This is a genomic window from Streptomyces sp. BL1 (assembly GCF_057628045.1).
In genome coordinates, this window is record NZ_JBXYWZ010000002.1 from 4,790,001 (window position 1) to 4,807,000 (window position 17,000).

The following is a 17,000-nucleotide window of genomic DNA, read 5'->3' on the forward strand; positions in this document are numbered from 1 at the left end:
AAGCGGAGTGATCTAGCCATGGGCAGGGTGAAGCGGAGGTAAGACTTCGTGGAGGCCCGAACCCACCAGGGTTGAAAACCTGGGGGATGACCTGTGGTTAGGGGTGAAAGGCCAATCAAACTCCGTGATAGCTGGTTCTCCCCGAAATGCATTTAGGTGCAGCGTCGTGTGTTTCTTGCCGGAGGTAGAGCACTGGATAGGCGATGGGCCCTACCGGGTTACTGACCTTAGCCAAACTCCGAATGCCGGTAAGTGAGAGCGCGGCAGTGAGACTGTGGGGGATAAGCTCCATGGTCGAGAGGGAAACAGCCCAGAGCATCGACTAAGGCCCCTAAGCGTGTGCTAAGTGGGAAAGGATGTGGAGTCGCAGAGACAACCAGGAGGTTGGCTTAGAAGCAGCCATCCTTGAAAGAGTGCGTAATAGCTCACTGGTCAAGTGATTCCGCGCCGATAATGTAGCGGGGCTCAAGTACACCGCCGAAGTCGTGTCATTCCAGCTGAGGCCTAACGGCTGCTGGGATGGGTAGGGGAGCGTCGTGTGCCGGGTGAAGCAGCCGCGGAAGCGAGTTGTGGACGGTATGCGAGTGAGAATGCAGGCATGAGTAGCGATACATACGTGAGAAACGTGTGCGCCGATAGACCAAGGGTTCCTGGGTCAAGCTGATCTGCCCAGGGTAAGTCGGGACCTAAGGCGAGGCCGACAGGCGTAGTCGATGGATAACCGGTTGATATTCCGGTACCCGCTGCACAGCGATCAACATCGAAACAGGCGATGCTAAGTCCGTGAAGTCCCCCTGGATCCTTCGGGTGAAGGGGTGTGGTGGAGCCGACGAACCAGACTTGTAGTAGGTGAGTGATGGGGTGACGCAGGAAGGTAGTCCAGCCCGGGCGGTGGTTGTCCCGGGGTAAGGGTGTAGGGCGTTCGGTAGGTAAATCCGCCGGACTTGTGCCTGAGACCTGATGCCGAGCCGATTGTGGTGAAGTGGATGATCCTATGCTGTCGAGAAAAGCCTCTAGCGAGGTGTGTGGCGGCCCGTACCCTAAACCGACTCAGGTGGTCTGGTAGAGAATACCGAGGCGTTCGGGTGAACTGTGGTTAAGGAACTCGGCAAAATGCCCCCGTAACTTCGGGAGAAGGGGGGCCACGGCTGGTGATGGGACGTGCTCCCTGAGCTGGTGGTGGCCGCAGAGACCAGCGAGAAGCGACTGTTTACTAAAAACACAGGTCCGTGCGAAGCCGTAAGGCGAGGTATACGGACTGACGCCTGCCCGGTGCTGGAACGTTAAGGGGACCGGTTAATCATCTTTCGGGGTGGTGAAGCTGAGAACTTAAGCGCCAGTAAACGGCGGTGGTAACTATAACCATCCTAAGGTAGCGAAATTCCTTGTCGGGTAAGTTCCGACCTGCACGAATGGCGTAACGACTTCTTGACTGTCTCAACCACAGGCCCGGTGAAATTGCACTACGAGTAAAGATGCTCGTTTCGCGCAGCAGGACGGAAAGACCCCGGGACCTTTACTATAGCTTGATATTGGTGTTCGGTTCGGCTTGTGTAGGATAGGTGGGAGACTGTGAACTCCAAGCGCCAGCTTGGGGGGAGTCATTGTTGAAATACCACTCTGGTCGTGCTGGATGTCTAACCCGGGTCCGTGATCCGGATCGGGGACAGTGTCTGGTGGGTAGTTTAACTGGGGCGGTTGCCTCCCAAAGAGTAACGGAGGCGCCCAAAGGTTCCCTCAGCCTGGTTGGTCATCAGGTGGTGAGTGTAAGTGCACAAGGGAGCTTGACTGTGAGACTGACGGGTCGAGCAGGGACGAAAGTCGGGACTAGTGATCCGGCGGTGGCTTGTGGAAGCGCCGTCGCTCAACGGATAAAAGGTACCCCGGGGATAACAGGCTGATCTTCCCCAAGAGTCCATATCGACGGGATGGTTTGGCACCTCGATGTCGGCTCGTCGCATCCTGGGGCTGGAGTCGGTCCCAAGGGTTGGGCTGTTCGCCCATTAAAGCGGTACGCGAGCTGGGTTTAGAACGTCGTGAGACAGTTCGGTCCCTATCCGCTGCGCGCGTAGGAGTCTTGAGAAGGGCTGTCCCTAGTACGAGAGGACCGGGACGGACGGACCTCTGGTGTGCCAGTTGTTCTGCCAAGGGCATGGCTGGTTGGCTACGTTCGGGAGGGATAACCGCTGAAAGCATCTAAGCGGGAAGCCTGCTTCGAGATGAGGACTCCCACCCCCGTGAGGGGTTAAGGCTCCCGGGAGATTACCGGGTTGATAGGCCGGATCTGGAAGCCCAGTAATGGGTGGAGGTGACCGGTACTAATAGGCCGAGGGCTTGTCCATAGTTGCTTGCGTCCACTGTGTTAGTTCTGAGACAACAACCCCGGTGTTGTGTGTTTCATAGTGTTTCGGTGGTCATAGCGTGAGGGAAACGCCCGGTTACATTTCGAACCCGGAAGCTAAGCCTTTCAGCGCCGATGGTACTGCACACGGGAGTGTGTGGGAGAGTAGGACGCCGCCGAACTTTCTTTGAGATAGAGGGCTGTGGCCCCTGGAGACCTTAGGGTTTCGGGGCCACAGCCCTTTTTCGCGTTCCAGGACTTTTTCAGGACCCCGTCAGGACTGTCCCGGCTCGCCACACCCCTCGTTGCCCTCCGCACGAGCCGGTGCATTCTCCTCAGAGCCGGCCGGAGGCCTTGAGCGTGAGGTAGGTGTCCGCGAGGGTCGGGGCGATGTCTGCCGGAAGGGCATCGACGACAAGGGCGCCGTGTCGACGCAACCGGTCTGCCGTGTCCGCGCGTTCGGCCTGAGTCCGTGCTGCGGCAGCTGCCTCGTAGACGGCGTCGATGCTGCCGCGGGCACGCTCCATCTCCCGGATACGGGGGTCGGTGACGGCGGCGACGAGCACCTTGTGCCGCTGCGTGAGGAGCGGCAGTACCGGGAGGATGCCCTCCTCCACCGCCGCGGGGTCCAGGCTGGTGAGCAGCACGATCAGCGATCCGCGAGCTGCGGTGCGGAGTGCTGTCGAGGCCATACCGCGGGCGTCCGTTTCCACGAGCGTGGGCTCCAGGGGAGCCATGGCTTCGACGAAGGCCGGCAGCACATTGTTCGCGGTGCGGCCCGAGACCGTCGCGCGTGTACGGCGGTCGTACGCGAGGAGGTCCACGCGGTCGCCCGCGCGGGAAGCGAGTGTGGCCAGGAGCAGGGCGGCGTCCATCGAGGTGTCGAGGCGCGGAGCGTCGCCGACGCGGCCGGCCGATGTGCGCCCCGTGTCCAGAACGATGAGAAGGCGACGGTCCCGTTCGGGACGCCAGGTGCGGACCGCGACGCTCGACTGTCGGGCGGTGGCCCGCCAGTCGATGGACCGGGTGTCGTCACCGGGCACGTACTCACGGAGGCTGTCGAACTCGGTTCCCTCACCCCGCGTCAGGATGCTTGTGCGGCCGTCGAGTTCGCGCAGTCTGGCGAGCTTCGCGGGGAGGTGCTTGCGGCTGTTGAAGGCCGGGAGGACACGCACTTTCCACGGCACACTGTGGCCTCCCTGGCGGGCTGCCAGGCCGAGGGGACCGTACGAGCGGACGGTGACGCGGTCCGCTTGCCGGTCGCCGCGCCGGACGGGGTGCAGCGTCGTGGAGACGCGCCGGCGTTCTCCCGCGGGGATGGTCAGCCGGTGTCGGCCCTGCTCCTGCCTGGTGTTCTCGGGCCAGCTGCTGGGTGGCCAGGCGTCCCGAAGGTGGGCGTGCAACGGGCGTTCGGAGGGGTTGGCGACGGTCACTTCCACGACTGCCTGTTCGCCGAGTCGAACTGACGTGTCACCAGAACGTGTGAAGCGGAGCCGATTCACTGGTGCGGCGCGGGCGAGGTCGTAGAGGATTGCCAGCAGCAAGGGGAGTTCGACGACGAGTACGCCGGTCCAGCTGGGGAGCAGGAGGCCGATGAGGAGCGCGCCGAGTGCGGCGATCAGCGCTGTGCGTCCGGTGAGTGCCATGAGTGCTTCCTGATCGGGCGACAGGGCTCAGCGGGGGACCGGGACATGGGCAAGGATCGAGCTGATCACGTTGTCCGCGGTGACGCCTTCCATCTCGGCCTCCGGGCGGAGCTGGACCCGGTGCCGCAGCGTGGGCAGGGCGAAGGCCTTGACGTCATCGGGGATGACGTAGTCGCGGCCGGTGAGCCAGGCCCAGGCGCGGGCAGTGGCGAGCAGCGCGGTGGCGCCTCGGGGAGACACCCCGAGGGAGAGTGAGGGGGAATCACGAGTGGCACGGCAGATATCGACGATGTAGCCGGTGACCTCGGGTGAGATCGAGGTCTTGGCCACGGCGGCGCGAGCGGCCTCGAGTTCGGCGGGACCTGCGACGGCACGAACGCCGGCGGCCGCCAGATCCCGGGGGTCGAAGCCTTCGGCGTGCCGGGTCAGGACGTCGACCTCGTCCTCGCGGCCGGGCAGCGGAAGGTTCAGCTTGAGCAGGAAGCGGTCGAGCTGGGCCTCGGGAAGCGGATATGTGCCTTCGTACTCGACCGGGTTCTGCGTGGCCGCCACCAGGAAGGGCTCGGGGAGGCGACGGGGCGTGCCGTCGACCGAGACCTGATGTTCCTCCATCGCCTCGAGCAGGGACGCCTGCGTCTTCGGCGGGGTGCGGTTGATCTCGTCGGCGAGCAGCAGATTGGTGAAGACAGGTCCGGCCTGGAAGGAGAACTCCGCGGTGCGGGCGTCGTAGACCAGCGAGCCCGTGACGTCGCTGGGCATCAGATCGGGGGTGAACTGAACGCGTTTTGTGTCGAGTTCGAGGGTCGAGGCGAGGGTGCGGACGAGGAGGGTCTTGGCGACGCCGGGCACGCCTTCGAGAAGGACATGACCGCGGCAGAGCAGGGCGACGACAAGTCCGGTGACGGCGGCGTCCTGGCCGACCACGGCCTTGGAGATCTCGAGACGCAGAGCCTCCAGGGCACTGCGGGCGCTGTCTGCGGAGGGGGCGCTCACGTGGTGCGGTCCTTGTCTGTCGAGGGCGTGGCCTCCGTCGGCTGCGGTGTGCGCGCGGGGCCGTGGGAGGTGCTGGTGACACGGTGTTCGAGCTGGTCGAGAGAGTCCGCGAGCCGGATCAGGGCCGCGTCGTCCGCGGGGATGGCGCCGAAGAGGAGGGAGTGAACACTGCTGTCGTCGCCGGGGGTTGTCCCGGACGGCACAGCACCGGACGACGCAGCACCGGACGGAGAGGCTGCCGGGCCGGTGTGTGAGGTCACTGCCGGTACCAGCGCCTCGGGGTCGTGGGCTCGTGCGCGGGAGAGTCCGACCAGCGGGGCCAGGCGTGTGCGCGTGGCGGAGCGCAGCGCCTCGGCCGCACGGCCGCGGGCACGCGCCCGGCGGTAGAGGCGGGCCCTGCCCTCGGTGGTCTCGGAGGCGCGTACGGACACGGGGAGCCGCTCCGGGACAAGGGGGCCGAGACGGCGGGCCCGCCACAGGGCGGCGAGGACGGCGGCAACGGCCAGCTGGAGTGCGGCCCATGACCAGCCGTCAGGGAGGAGGGACAGGAGGCCGCGGTTGCCGCCGCCGTCGGCGGTGGAGTCGGCAGGTGAAGGGAGGTACCAGACGACGTGGGAGCGGGCACCCAGCAGTTGCAGGGCCAGTGACGCGTTGCCGTGCTTGTCGAGCTGTTCGTTGTGGAGCGGATCCGGAGCACCGAGGAGCACTGTGTCGCCGCTGCTGCCGGAGCGGGCGGCGGGGACACGCAGCAGAGTCGGCAGGCCCTCGCGGAGATAGCAGGCGTCCGCTGCCTTGCGTGACGTGCCCCCACCGGTGTCTGCGTCCGGGCTGGTCGCGGACGTGTCGTAGCCGTAGCCGCCGAGGGTGGCGTCCCCCGCGCGCTGGGCCGCGGGGAAGCCGCAGTCCGGCGGGGTCGGCTGGACCGGTCCCGGGGAGCTCGCTGCCTTCACGCCGGGGACGAGCGCGGTGGTCGAGGTGGGGCCGGGTGCGAGGAGCACGGTGCGGGCGCCGCGGTCGGTGGCTCCGCGCAGTTCCTTCCGGTGTCCTTCGGCGACGGCGTCCGGGGTCGCGACGAGCAGGGTGGTGTTCGGGCCTGCGGCGGCCGCCGCGTCGGCGGCGGAGGTGACGACCTTGGTGTCGACTCCGTGCTGGGCGAGCAGTCGGGCGGTGGCCCTGCTGCCCGTGGGGTCGGCCGACCGGGGATCGAGGGCGCCGTGGTGGCCGCCCGAGCGCAGTGCGGCGATCGCCACGCCGGCGAGGGCGAGTACCGCCGCTGCGAGCAGCAGCCCGCGCGAGCGTCGCCAGAGGTGGCGGGCCGAGGGGGAGAGGGAGGTCCCGGTGGTGGCGCTCACAGGGCGCTCCCGCCCGGTGCCTTCGAGGCTGCGGTGCCGTCGGCGGCGTTCATCTCCGGCCGGGCGGCCTGCAGTTCGGTGTCCAGGTCGCGGAGGCGGCCGTAGCCGGGTTCGTCGGCCGGGCGGTCCGCGTAGGTCACCTCGTCGAAGGCGAGCGCGGCACTGCGCAGGGCACGTGCGTGGTCCGGGAGGACCCGGCCCGCCTCGGTGGCGGCTTCGTCCGCGGTGCGGCCGGGGCGCGGGTCGAGGAGGGCGCGTTCCTCCAGGGAGCGGACGAGGGCACGCATGCGTTCCTGCAGGGCTTCGCTCCACTGCTGTGCGGCGGCGTGCCGTTCCGAGGCGGCCCGGTGGTCGGCCGCGCTGCGCGGCCCGTCGGTGAACAGCTTGCCTGCCGCCGGGCCGGCCGCGTCACGGAATCTGCCCAGCCGTAGCCGCAGGGCGACGAGCAGCAGGACGACCAGGGCGGTGAGGGCGAGGAGGCCCGCCCAGCCACCGGGGGTGGCTTCGGCGGCCCGGGAGAGGAGGGAGTTGACGCGTTCCCAGACCCAGTCGATGAGTTGTTGGAGGAGGCTGGGGTCGTGCTCGTGGTAGCGCGGGTCGGACAGTTCGCGTTCCGCCGCTTCCCGGGCGGGCGTCCGCGGCGTGGTCACCGGTACATCGTCGCCGGTGCCGCTCCCGGGCGCCGCGGAGAGCAGCGCCGGGAGCGGCGAGGTCGTCGTCAGCCCCGCCGCCATCGCCTCAGCTCCCGGGGGCGGGGCTGTCGGGCCGCTGCTCCTCGTAGCCGGGGAGCCCGGCCGCGCGGGCGAGTTCGAGGTCGAGGGCCTCGCGCCGGATGCGCTGGTCCAGGTAGAGGAGGGCGGTGATGCCGGCGCTGATCGGGAGGATGACGGTGTACGAGATGACGGCGCCGACGCCCGCGATGATCAGGTAGGTCCAGCTGGTCGTCGGTGCTGTGCCGGTCAGCAGGGAGCCGCCGTCGCCGCCGAGGAACATGCCGATGGCCGAGGCCGGGAACTGGATGACGGAGCCGAGCAGCTGCAGCAGGATGTACGCCAGCAGCTGGATGGCGAAGATGCGCCACCAGCTGCCGCGTACGAGCTTGGCGGAGCGGCGCATCGAGGTGAACACGCCCTGCTTCTCCAGCATCAGCGCCGGTGTGGCCAGGCAGTAGCGGACCCAGATCCAGACGCCGACGCACAGTCCGGCGAGTCCGCCGACCACGAGGAGAGCGGCTCCGGGAGCTTCCGCGCCGGCGACGAGGACGGCGATGCCGGGCACGCAGCAGACGAGCACGGCCAGCAGAATCAGCAGCGGTACGACGAAGAGCAGGCCGAGCAGGTGCGGCAGTTGGGGCCGTGAGTCGCGCCAGGCCTCGCCGAGGGTGACGTCGCGGCCGAGTACGGCGCGGCTGACGACCACGGTGAGCAGCCCGGTGGCGATGACGGTGCCGAGTATCTGGACGACGGTGGCGACACCGCCGGCGCCCAGGGTGCCGACGAGGGCGTCGGAGAGCTCGTCCATGGACGGGTTGGGATTCTTGCCCAGCGCCTCCAGGTCCGCGGAGTCGGGCAGCCAGAGCCCGAGGGCGATGGTGCCGACCAGCTGGATCACCACGGCGACGGTGAGGGAGATGCCGAGCACGGTGCGCCAGTGGGCGCGCATGGTGCTGACGGCGCCGTCCAGGATGTCGCCGATGCCGAGGGGGCGCAGCGGGATGACGCCCGGCTTGGCGGCCATCGGCTGCTGCGCCCAGGAGGGGTTCCAGCCCCAGCCGGGCTGTCCGCCGGGTCCGCCCGGAACGCCGGGGCCCCCGGGGCCCCCGGGCGCACCCGGTCCGCCGGGTTGCTGCGGTGGCGGCGCGCCCCAGCCGTGGCCGTCGGCCGGCGGCGGTTGCTGCGCCGACCAGTTGCGCGGCGGTGTGTCCGCGGGAGGCCGGCCCGAGTCTTTCCGACTGTTGTCGTTCTCTTCGGAGGGACGGTCGGACGGAGAGGGTCCGGGCGGGGTCCAGCCCGGAGAGTCGTTCACGTGTCGTCACCTCGGAGAGTCGGTCGCTCCAACGCCTGGCAGGCAGCCATCGTGCCACGTGCCGACGTCGCCCGGGCCAGGCCCCACGGGCATTGGCCGCCTTCAGCTGCCCCCGTCGGGCGGGGCAGACTGTGTGAATGGCTGATCAGTGTGTTCCGGTGCTGCGTTGGGAAGAGCGGCCGGAGGGACCGGTTCTGGTGCTTCTGGATCAGACGCGGTTGCCCGCCGAGGAAGTCGAACTTGTGTGTACGGATGTGCCCGCGCTCGTCGCGGCGATCCGCAGTCTCGCCGTGCGCGGGGCGCCCCTGCTGGGCATAACCGGTGCGTACGGGGTCGCGCTCGCCGCCGCGCGGGGTTTCGATGTCGCGGATGCGGCAGGCCAGTTGGCGCATGCGCGGCCCACCGCCGTCAACCTCGCGTACGGGGCGCGCCGGGTGGAGCGGGCGTACGTCGCGGCGCAGGGCGACGGACCGGGTACGGAGGGCGCGGCCGCGGCGGCGCTGGCCGAGGCGCGGGCGCTGCACCGGGAGGACGCCGACGCGAGTGCGCGGATGTCCGAGCACGGCCGGAAGCTGCTGGACGAACTGTTGCCGGGCGGCATGCTGCGGCTGCTGACGCACTGCAACACGGGTGCGTTGGTCTCCGGCGGGCACGGTACGGCGCTGGGTGTCATCCGGGCGGTGCATCAGGCCGGTGAGCTGCGGCGGTTGTGGGTGGACGAGACCCGGCCGCTGTTGCAGGGCGCGCGGTTGACGGCGTACGAGGCGGCGCGCGAGGGCATGGCGTACAGCGTGCTGACGGACAGCGCGGCGGGTTCGCTGTTCGCGGCGGGCGAGGTCGACGCGGTGCTGATCGGCGCGGACCGGATCGCGGCGGACGGCTCGGTGGCGAACAAGGTGGGCAGCTATCCGCTGGCGGTGCTCGCACGGCACCACGGGGTCCCGTTCATCGTGGTGGCTCCGGTGACGACGGTGGACCCGCTGACGGAGAGCGGCGCGGACATCGAGGTCGAGCAGCGGCCGGGGCACGAGGTGACGGAGGTCGCCTCGCCGTTCCTGACGGACCACCGCGGCATCGATCCGGGATCGGGGCCGCAGGAGCCGGGCGCGGGCATCCCCATCGCGCCCGTCGGGGCGCAGGCGTTCAATCCGGCGTTCGACGTGACCCCGCCGGACCTGGTGTCGGCGATCGTCACTGAGCGCGGTGTGGTGTCCCCTGTGACGGCTGAGACCATGGTCGATTTGTGTTCCACGTCACGAACGGAGGAGTCACGAACCGGTAATGGGATGATGAACTCATGAAGGGACGCGTCCTTGTCGTCGACGACGACACCGCACTGGCAGAGATGCTCGGCATCGTGCTGCGCGGCGAAGGCTTTGAACCGTCGTTCGTGTCGGACGGTGACAAGGCGCTCGCCGCTTTTCGCGAGACCAAGCCGGATCTGGTGCTGCTCGATCTGATGCTTCCCGGCAGGGACGGCATCGAGGTGTGCAGGCTGATCCGGGCCGAGTCGGGGGTGCCGGTGGTCATGCTGACCGCCAAGAGCGACACCGTCGACGTGGTCGTCGGACTCGAGTCCGGTGCGGACGATTACATCGTCAAGCCGTTCAAGCCCAAGGAGTTGGTGGCACGTATCAGGGCACGGCTGCGGCGGTCCGATGAGCCCGCGCCGGAGCAGCTCGCCATCGGGGATCTGGTGATCGACGTCGCCGGTCACTCGGTGAAGCGGAGCGGGCAGTCGATAGCGCTGACGCCGCTGGAGTTCGATCTGCTGGTGGCGCTGGCGAGGAAGCCGTGGCAGGTCTTCACCCGTGAGGTGCTGCTGGAGCAGGTGTGGGGGTACCGGCACGCGGCGGACACCCGGTTGGTCAACGTCCATGTGCAGCGGCTCCGTTCGAAGGTGGAGAAGGATCCGGAGCGTCCGGAGATCGTGGTGACCGTCCGCGGCGTGGGATACAAGGCCGGGCCCGGCTGACATGACCCGCAACGGCTCCGCTCCGCACCGCACAGGTGGGGGCGGAGCCGCGGAACGTGAGTCCGAATTGCCCGGAGAGTCCGGGTTCTATGGGAAGTCCGGGCTGTCGCGTCTTGCCCGGTTGTGGCGGAGCGGGGCGCTGTTCTCCGAAGGGCTGTTGCCCGAGGGCGCGTCCGGCACCAGGGCGCACCCCATGGTGCGGATCTTCGTCCGCTGGGTGCGCCGCCCGCTGCTGCCGGTGCTGCGGCTGTGGCGGCGCAACCTCCAGCTGCGGGTCGTCATCACGACGCTGCTGATGTCCCTCGCGGTGGTGCTGCTGCTCGGCCTCGTCGTCATCGTGCAGGTGCGCAACGGTCTGCTGGACGCCAAGGAGAAGACCGCGCAGAGCCAGGCTGCCGGCGGTTTCGCCGCCGCGCAGGAGATGGCTGACAGCTCGGGCAACGGGCACAGCGGCCAGAACTCCGCGGGGCCCAACCCCCGTGGTGTGGGCGCTGGTTCGGTGCACAACACCGGCACCTGGCTGAACAATCTCGTCGAGCAGCTGGCCAGCGGCGGCCAGGGGGTCTACTCGGTGGTCGCGCTCGGCTCCGACAACGACGAGGCGCCTCTCGTCAGCAGCGGCAACAGCAGCACCAGCGCCCGTGGGCCGCGCTCCTCCGGCGACATACGGCCCGAGGAGAGCGTTCCGGCCGGCCTCCGCAAGGCGATCGACGAAAAACCGGGCACCAATCAGCAGTACGCGAAGGTCTACCGTCTCGACGGCCACAGCGAGCCCGGCCTGGTCGTCGGCAAGCGCCTCAACGACGCGGCGGGCAATCCGTACCAGCTGTACTACGTCTTCCCGTTCAGCCAGGAGGAGGAGTCCCTCAGCCTGGTCAAGGGGACGCTGGCCACGGCCGGCGTGTTCGTGGTCGTACTGCTGGGCGCGATCGCCTGGCTGGTCGTCAGACAGGTCGTCACGCCCGTACGGATGGCGGCCGGTATCTCCGAACGGCTGGCAGCGGGCAGACTCCAGGAGCGGATGAAGGTCACCGGCGAGGACGACATCGCGCGCCTCGGCGAGTCCTTCAACAAGATGGCGCAGAACCTCCAGTTGAAGATCCAGCAGCTGGAGGAACTGTCCCGCATGCAGCGCCGCTTCGTGTCCGACGTGTCGCACGAGCTGCGCACCCCGCTGACGACGGTGCGGATGGCCGCCGACATCATCCACGAGGCGCGGGAGGACTTCGATCCGGCGACCGCACGCTCGGCCGAACTGCTGCTCGGACAGCTCGACCGGTTCGAGTCGCTGCTCGCCGACCTGTTGGAGATCAGCAGGTTCGACGCGGGCGCCGCCAACCTGGAGGCCGATCCGATAGACCTGCGGACGGTCGTCGCCCTGGTCGTGGAGGGCAGCGAGCCGCTCGCCGACCGCAAGGGCTGCCGGATCCTCGTACGCGGGGAGGAGCGGCCCGTCATGGCGGAGGCGGACAGCAGGCGCATCGAGCGGGTGCTGCGCAACCTCGTCGACAACGCCGTCGAGCACGCCGAAGGGCGCGACGTCGTGGTCAAAATGGCCGTCGGTGACGGCGCTGTCGCGGTCGCGGTACGGGACTACGGGGTGGGCCTCAAGCGCGGCGAGGCGGAACGCGTGTTCAACCGCTTCTGGCGCGCCGACCCCGCGCGTGCCCGCACCACCGGCGGCACCGGACTCGGCCTGTCCATCGCCCTGGAGGACGCACATCTGCACGGCGGCTGGCTGCAGGCGTGGGGCGAGCCGGGAGGCGGCACACAGTTCCGCCTGACCCTGCCGTGCACGGCAGGCGGCGTTCTGCGGAGCTCGCCGATCCCCCTGGAGCCCGCCGACTCGCGCCGCAGAAGCAGCCTGGCCGGCGGCGGAACTGTCCCCGTACAGACGCGGCGAAACAGTGACCCCGGTACGCGAAATGGCGACACCGGCGCGCAGAACGGCCACAGCGCGCAGAACAGCAACGGGGCGCAGAACAGTCACGGTGCGCAGAACGGCCACAGTGTGCGCGCCCTCCCGCGGGGCGGTACAGGGAAGGAGGACGGCGATGAGCGCTGAGCACCACGAGCACCGTCGCGTCCTCCGTCCCGGCCGCCGGCGTACGGGTGGCGCACTGTTGCTCGTCACGGGGCTGCTGTTGTCGGGCTGTGCGTCGATGCCGGACGACGGCGGGGTCAACCGTGTCGACTCCTCCCACCGTGCCGAACCGGACTCCCAGGTACGGGTCTTCGGCGTCAGCCCGCAGAAGGGCGAGGAGCCGCAGCAGATCGTCCGCGGCTTCCTGGAGGCCACCACCAGCGACGAGGCCGCCTTTTCGACGGCGAAGCAGTATCTGACGGACGACATGTCCCGGCACTGGGATCCGTTCGAACGGACGACGGTCCTCTCCGACGGCCCCACGCCCGGCAAGGCACAGCCCGACCTGAGCCGTGACGGCAGCAACACCCGCTACAGCACCGGCTACACGGTCACGGTCTCCGGCGAACGGCTCGCCGAGGTCGACTCCAAACACGCCTACTCGCCCGCCAAGGGCGCGTACAGCAAGGACTTCCACCTGTCGAAGGTCAGGGGGGAGTGGCGCATCGACCAGCTGCCCACAGGACTGGTCCTCGGCCAGTCCGACTTCCAGCGCATCTACCGGCCGATCAGCACCTACTACTACGCCCTCCTGGGCGCCGACTCGGAGTCGGTGGCCGGCGGCAAGGACGTGCTGGTCTCCGACTCCGTCTATCTGCGCCGCAGGATCGACCCGGTCACCGAGACGGTGATCGCCCTTCTGCGCGGACCGACCGACTGGCTCGACCCGGTGGTCGCCTCGTCCTTCCCCCGCGGTGCCCGGCTCGCCGGCAAGAAGCAGCACCTCTCGCTGGACGACTCCGGCGCACTGTCCGTACGTCTCAACAAGCAGGGCGCACGCGCCGACCGCGCACAATGCGCGCGTATGGCAGCGCAGGTGCTGCACACCGTCCAGAACCAGGCCTCGGCGAAAGTGAGCAAGGTCCGGCTGGCCGGCCCGCGCGACGACACACTGTGCGAGCAGTCGCGCGAACAGGCCGAGGTGTACGAGCCGGGCAGGCTCAACGGCCGTGCCACCCACCAGTACTTCATCGACAAGGACCACCGCGTCTCCGTCTTCACCGGGCACGGCGAGAAGGCCCGTCCCGTCGAAGGCGCGCTCGGCACCGGCCACACGGAGCTCGGTTCGGTCGGTGTGAACCGCGCGGAACGCGAGGGCGCGGCCGTCACCCGCGGCGGCAAGACGCTGTACGTCGCCCCGATCGCGCAGGACAGCGATCTGGGCAGCCCGGTGCTCAGCAGCAAGGCCAAACACGAGAAGGACCGCCTGTCCGCTCCCAGTTGGGACGGGCTCGGCGATCTGTGGGTGGCCGACCGCGACCCGAAGGACCCCAGGCTGCTCCGGCTGCGCGGCGGCAAGGAGAAGCCCGAGGAGGTCCGCCTTCCCGGGCTGCGCAAGGGACATCGCATCGAATCGGTGCGGATCGCCTCGGACGGCGTGCGGATAGCCCTGCGCGTCAAGGGGCCCGACGGCCGTACGACACTGCAGCTCGGCCGCGTCGAACGGTCCGGCACGGCGGAACACCCGCAGGTCTCGGTCCGCAGCCTGCGCAACGTCGCCCCGCAGATGGAGGACGTCGGCGCCGCGTCCTGGGCGGGCGGCTCCCGGCTGGTGGTCGTGGGCCGCGAGTCCGGCAGTGTGCAGCAGCTGCAGTACATGGAGACCGACGGCTCCGCCTCCAACCAGCCGACGCTCCCGGGCATCAACGACGTGACAGGCGTGGCCGCTTCGGAGGACGAGAGCAAACCGCTGCTCGCCGACTCGGAGGACGGCATCGTACGGCTGCCTCCGGACGCCAACTGGAAGACGCTCACCGACAGCGGCTCCGCTCCTGTCTACCCCGGCTGACCGCGCCGGAACGGACGCCGCTGCCAGCGTCTTTTCCCGTTATCCACAGGGCTGGTCGGGGCGCCGGATGGCTGCGAAAGTAGGGCCATGCGGGAGTTGTGGAAAGCGCTCCAGCAGGAACTGACCGGACTCGCGCTGCCGGTTGACTGCGCAGGATGCGGTCTGCCGCGCGTGCAGGGCCAGTTGTGCGAGGAGTGCAGCAGTGCGCTCACCGGGACAGTGCCGCGCCGGGCGCGGCCGTCGCCGGTGCCCGCCGGGCTGCCCGCGGTGTACGCGGCGACGCCGTACGCCGACGAGGCGCGGGCCGTCCTGCTCGCTCACAAGGAGCGCGGGGCCCTGCGCCTGGCCGCGCCCCTGGGGGCCGCGCTCGCCGCGGCCGTGCGCCGTGCCGCGCCCCGTGCCGCATCGGGAACGGCGGGGACGGCCGCCGGGCCGCTCACGCTGGTGCCCGTTCCGTCCGCGCCGCACGCCGTCGCCGCCCGCGGACACGACCCGGTGCGGCGCATCGCCCTGGCGGCCGCACGCCGGCTGCGTGGGGGAGGACTGCCCGTGCGGGTGCTGGCCGTACTGCGCCAACAGCGCGCCGTCGCCGACCAGTCGGGGCTCACGGCACGGCAGCGGGGCGCGAATCTGGCCGGCGCGCTGGAGGCGGTGCCGGGCAGCGGGGCGCTGCTGGCGGAGGGGGAGACGGTGCTGGTGGACGATCTCATGACGACCGGAGCCTCGCTCGCCGAGGCGGCACGAGCCGTCCGTGCGGCGGCCGGAGAGGTGACCGGAGCCGCGGTGATCGCGGCCCGTACGGCCCCCTGCGTCACTAGCAGAAGCTGAACAACATCGCAGGTTGGGCGCCTCAAATTGCACTGGAAAGGAGGTACGTACCAGTAGGGGGTGCAGCTTCTCCCCCAGCAGAGGTACGTTCGGGTTGGGGTGAGGATCTTCCCTGTGGGGGAGAAGGAGGTGAAGTCGCAAGCCGACGTCATGCCGGAGGGCAGCGGCAGTGACCAGCCTCTCTCCGGTGTCAGTGCACAAAGGATGCGCTCCGTACGCCGATACGCCGTCACCGAGCCACTCGGCGGAGCGGGGTCACATCCGGGAACGGAGTTCTGCGTGGACATCGTCGTCAAGGGCCGGAAAACCGAGGTTCCCGATCGGTTCCGCAAGCACGTGGCCGAAAAGCTGGAGAAGATCCAGAAGCTCGACGGCAAGGTGATCAACCTGGATGTCGAGGTGGCGAAGGAGCCCAACCCCCGGCAGGCCGACCGTTCCGACAGGGTGGAGATCACCCTGCGCAGTCGTGGGCCGGTCATCCGCGCGGAGGCGGCAGCCTCCGATCCCTACGCGGCGCTGGACCTGGCGACCAACAAACTGGAGGCGCGGCTGCGGAAGCAGCACGACAAGCGCTGCGTCAAGCGGAAGGGAAGCCGTAACCCCACGAGTGTGGCGGAGGCCACCGCTCCCCTGGCCGCTGAGCTCAACGGAGAACTCGACGGGGCCATGGCGACCGCCACCGCCGTGGAGGACGACGGGCAGCCGGAGACCAAGAAGGTCGGTCCCCTGGAGGTGAAGGGCGACGGCCCGCTCGTCGTGCGGGAGAAGACCCACGCGGCAGCCCCGATGGCGCTCGATCAGGCGCTCTACGAGATGGAGCTGATCGGGCACGACTTCTATCTGTTCGTGGACGCCGAGACCAAGCAGCCCAGCGTCGTCTACCGGCGGCACGGCTACGACTACGGCGTGATCCACCTGGAGCAGGACCCCTTCGTCCAGGAGCCCCCGCACGGCGCGGGCGGCGCCCTCGGCGGCGCAGAAGTCTGACCGTGGACGTCTGAACGCAGAAGGAAACGCAGAAGGACCTGCGTGCTGAATGCGCCCCCGGCCGGGTCGAGAGCCCGGCCGGGGGCGCAGGCATGGAAGTATGTCCTCAACGCCAACCGGCGCTCGGAGCAACCCGGTTGGCCGGAGCAGCTCGCTGGGGGAGGAACGATGGTGGACAGCTTCGGGCCGATGATGCCCGTGCCGGACGCGCACCCGGGCACTGCGGACGAGGACCCGCGCGCGCAGGAGCCGCGCAAGGAGCCCATCCGGGTGCTGGTCGTGGACGACCATGAGCTCTTCCGGCGCGGTCTGGAGATCGTGCTGGCGCAGGAAGAGGACATCGAGGTCATCGGTGAGGCCGGAGACGGTGCCGAGGCCGTGGAGAAGGCCGCCGACCTGCTGCCCGACATCGTGCTGATGGACGTGCGGATGCCGAAGCGGGGCGGCATCGAGGCCTGTACCTCGCTGAAGGAGGTGGCCCCCAGCTCGAAGATCATCATGTTGACGATCAGCGACGAGGAGGCCGACCTCTACGACGCCATCAAGGCCGGCGCCACCGGCTATCTGCTGAAGGAGATCTCCACCGACGAGGTCTCGGCGGCGATCCGTGCCGTGGCCGACGGCCAGTCGCAGATCAGCCCCTCGATGGCGGCGAAGCTGCTCACCGAGTTCAAATCGATGATCCAGCGCACCGACGAGAGCAAGCTGGTGCCCGCGCCCAAGCTGACGGACCGGGAGCTGGAGGTGCTCAAGCTCGTGGCGACCGGGATGAACAACCGGGACATCGCCAAGGAGCTGTTCATCAGCGAGAACACCGTGAAGAACCACGTGCGCAACATCCTGGAGAAGCTCCAGCTGCACTCCAGAATGGAAGCCGTGGTCTACGCGATGCGGGAGAAGATCCTCGAGATCCGCTGAGCC

Annotated in this window: 12 protein-coding genes and 2 rRNA genes (1 of these 14 only partly in view); 9 read left to right on the forward strand and 5 right to left on the reverse strand. The window is 68.9% G+C overall.

Annotated elements, in window-relative coordinates:
- Window positions 1-2,342, forward strand: a 23S ribosomal RNA gene (locus tag AC3AGO_RS21105) (it extends 779 nt beyond the left edge of the window).
- Between the two features lie 64 nt (window positions 2,343-2,406).
- Window positions 2,407-2,523 (forward strand): 5S ribosomal RNA (gene rrf / locus AC3AGO_RS21110).
- A gap of 153 nt (window positions 2,524-2,676) precedes the next feature.
- Here rrf and AC3AGO_RS21115 read toward each other — a convergent pair.
- From AC3AGO_RS21115 to AC3AGO_RS21135, 5 genes are read right to left on the reverse strand one after another with little or no spacing between them, the layout of a single operon-like run.
- Complete coding sequence (locus tag AC3AGO_RS21115; RefSeq protein WP_487821784.1) at window positions 2,677-3,987, reverse strand: DUF58 domain-containing protein; 1,311 nt, start codon at window positions 3,985-3,987, stop codon at window positions 2,677-2,679.
- Between the two features lie 27 nt (window positions 3,988-4,014).
- Window positions 4,015-4,980: an AAA family ATPase gene (locus tag AC3AGO_RS21120; RefSeq protein ID WP_487821785.1), complete on the reverse strand. Its 966-nt coding sequence runs from the start codon at window positions 4,978-4,980 to the stop codon at window positions 4,015-4,017.
- Window positions 4,977-6,332, reverse strand: a complete 1,356-nt coding sequence (locus AC3AGO_RS21125; RefSeq protein ID WP_487821786.1) for a DUF4350 domain-containing protein — start codon at window positions 6,330-6,332, stop codon at window positions 4,977-4,979. Before AC3AGO_RS21125 ends, AC3AGO_RS21120 begins: the two co-directional genes overlap by 4 nt.
- Window positions 6,329-7,066: a DUF4129 domain-containing protein gene (locus AC3AGO_RS21130; protein WP_487821787.1), complete on the reverse strand. Its 738-nt coding sequence runs from the start codon at window positions 7,064-7,066 to the stop codon at window positions 6,329-6,331. The genes AC3AGO_RS21125 and AC3AGO_RS21130 overlap by 4 nt, the downstream gene beginning before the upstream one ends.
- Window positions 7,067-7,070: 4 nt before the next feature.
- The gene (locus AC3AGO_RS21135) at window positions 7,071-8,357 is read right to left on the reverse strand and encodes a DUF7847 domain-containing protein (protein ID WP_487821788.1); all 1,287 of its coding nucleotides are present in this window, start codon (window positions 8,355-8,357) and stop codon (window positions 7,071-7,073) included.
- Window positions 8,358-8,494: 137 nt separating this feature from the next.
- Here AC3AGO_RS21135 and mtnA point away from each other — a divergent pair, with 137 nt between their 5' ends.
- The 7 genes from mtnA to AC3AGO_RS21170 all read left to right on the forward strand — a co-directional run bounded on the left by mtnA (window position 8,495) and on the right by AC3AGO_RS21170 (window position 16,997).
- Window positions 8,495-9,658: an S-methyl-5-thioribose-1-phosphate isomerase gene (mtnA, locus tag AC3AGO_RS21140; protein ID WP_487821789.1), complete on the forward strand. Its 1,164-nt coding sequence runs from the start codon at window positions 8,495-8,497 to the stop codon at window positions 9,656-9,658.
- Window positions 9,655-10,332 carry a two-component system response regulator MtrA gene (gene mtrA / locus AC3AGO_RS21145; RefSeq protein WP_487821790.1) on the forward strand — a complete coding sequence of 226 codons (678 nt, stop codon included), beginning with the start codon at window positions 9,655-9,657 and terminating at the stop codon, window positions 10,330-10,332. Before mtnA ends, mtrA begins: the two co-directional genes overlap by 4 nt.
- 1 nt (window position 10,333) lies before the next feature.
- Entirely contained in the window at window positions 10,334-12,397 is a 2,064-nt protein-coding gene (gene mtrB, locus AC3AGO_RS21150; RefSeq protein WP_487821791.1) for an MtrAB system histidine kinase MtrB, read from the forward strand.
- The gene (locus tag AC3AGO_RS21155) at window positions 12,387-14,264 is read left to right on the forward strand and encodes an LpqB family beta-propeller domain-containing protein (protein ID WP_487821792.1); all 1,878 of its coding nucleotides are present in this window, start codon (window positions 12,387-12,389) and stop codon (window positions 14,262-14,264) included. Before mtrB ends, AC3AGO_RS21155 begins: the two co-directional genes overlap by 11 nt.
- 87 nt (window positions 14,265-14,351) lie before the next feature.
- Window positions 14,352-15,092, forward strand: a complete 741-nt coding sequence (locus AC3AGO_RS21160; RefSeq protein WP_487821793.1) for a ComF family protein — start codon at window positions 14,352-14,354, stop codon at window positions 15,090-15,092.
- 279 nt (window positions 15,093-15,371) lie between these two features.
- The gene (hpf, locus tag AC3AGO_RS21165; RefSeq protein WP_487821794.1) at window positions 15,372-16,079 is read left to right on the forward strand and encodes a ribosome hibernation-promoting factor, HPF/YfiA family; all 708 of its coding nucleotides are present in this window, start codon (window positions 15,372-15,374) and stop codon (window positions 16,077-16,079) included.
- A 168-nt stretch (window positions 16,080-16,247) separates the two neighbouring features.
- Window positions 16,248-16,997, forward strand: a complete 750-nt coding sequence (locus AC3AGO_RS21170; RefSeq protein ID WP_487821795.1) for a response regulator — start codon at window positions 16,248-16,250, stop codon at window positions 16,995-16,997.
- Window positions 16,998-17,000 lie beyond the last annotated feature (3 nt).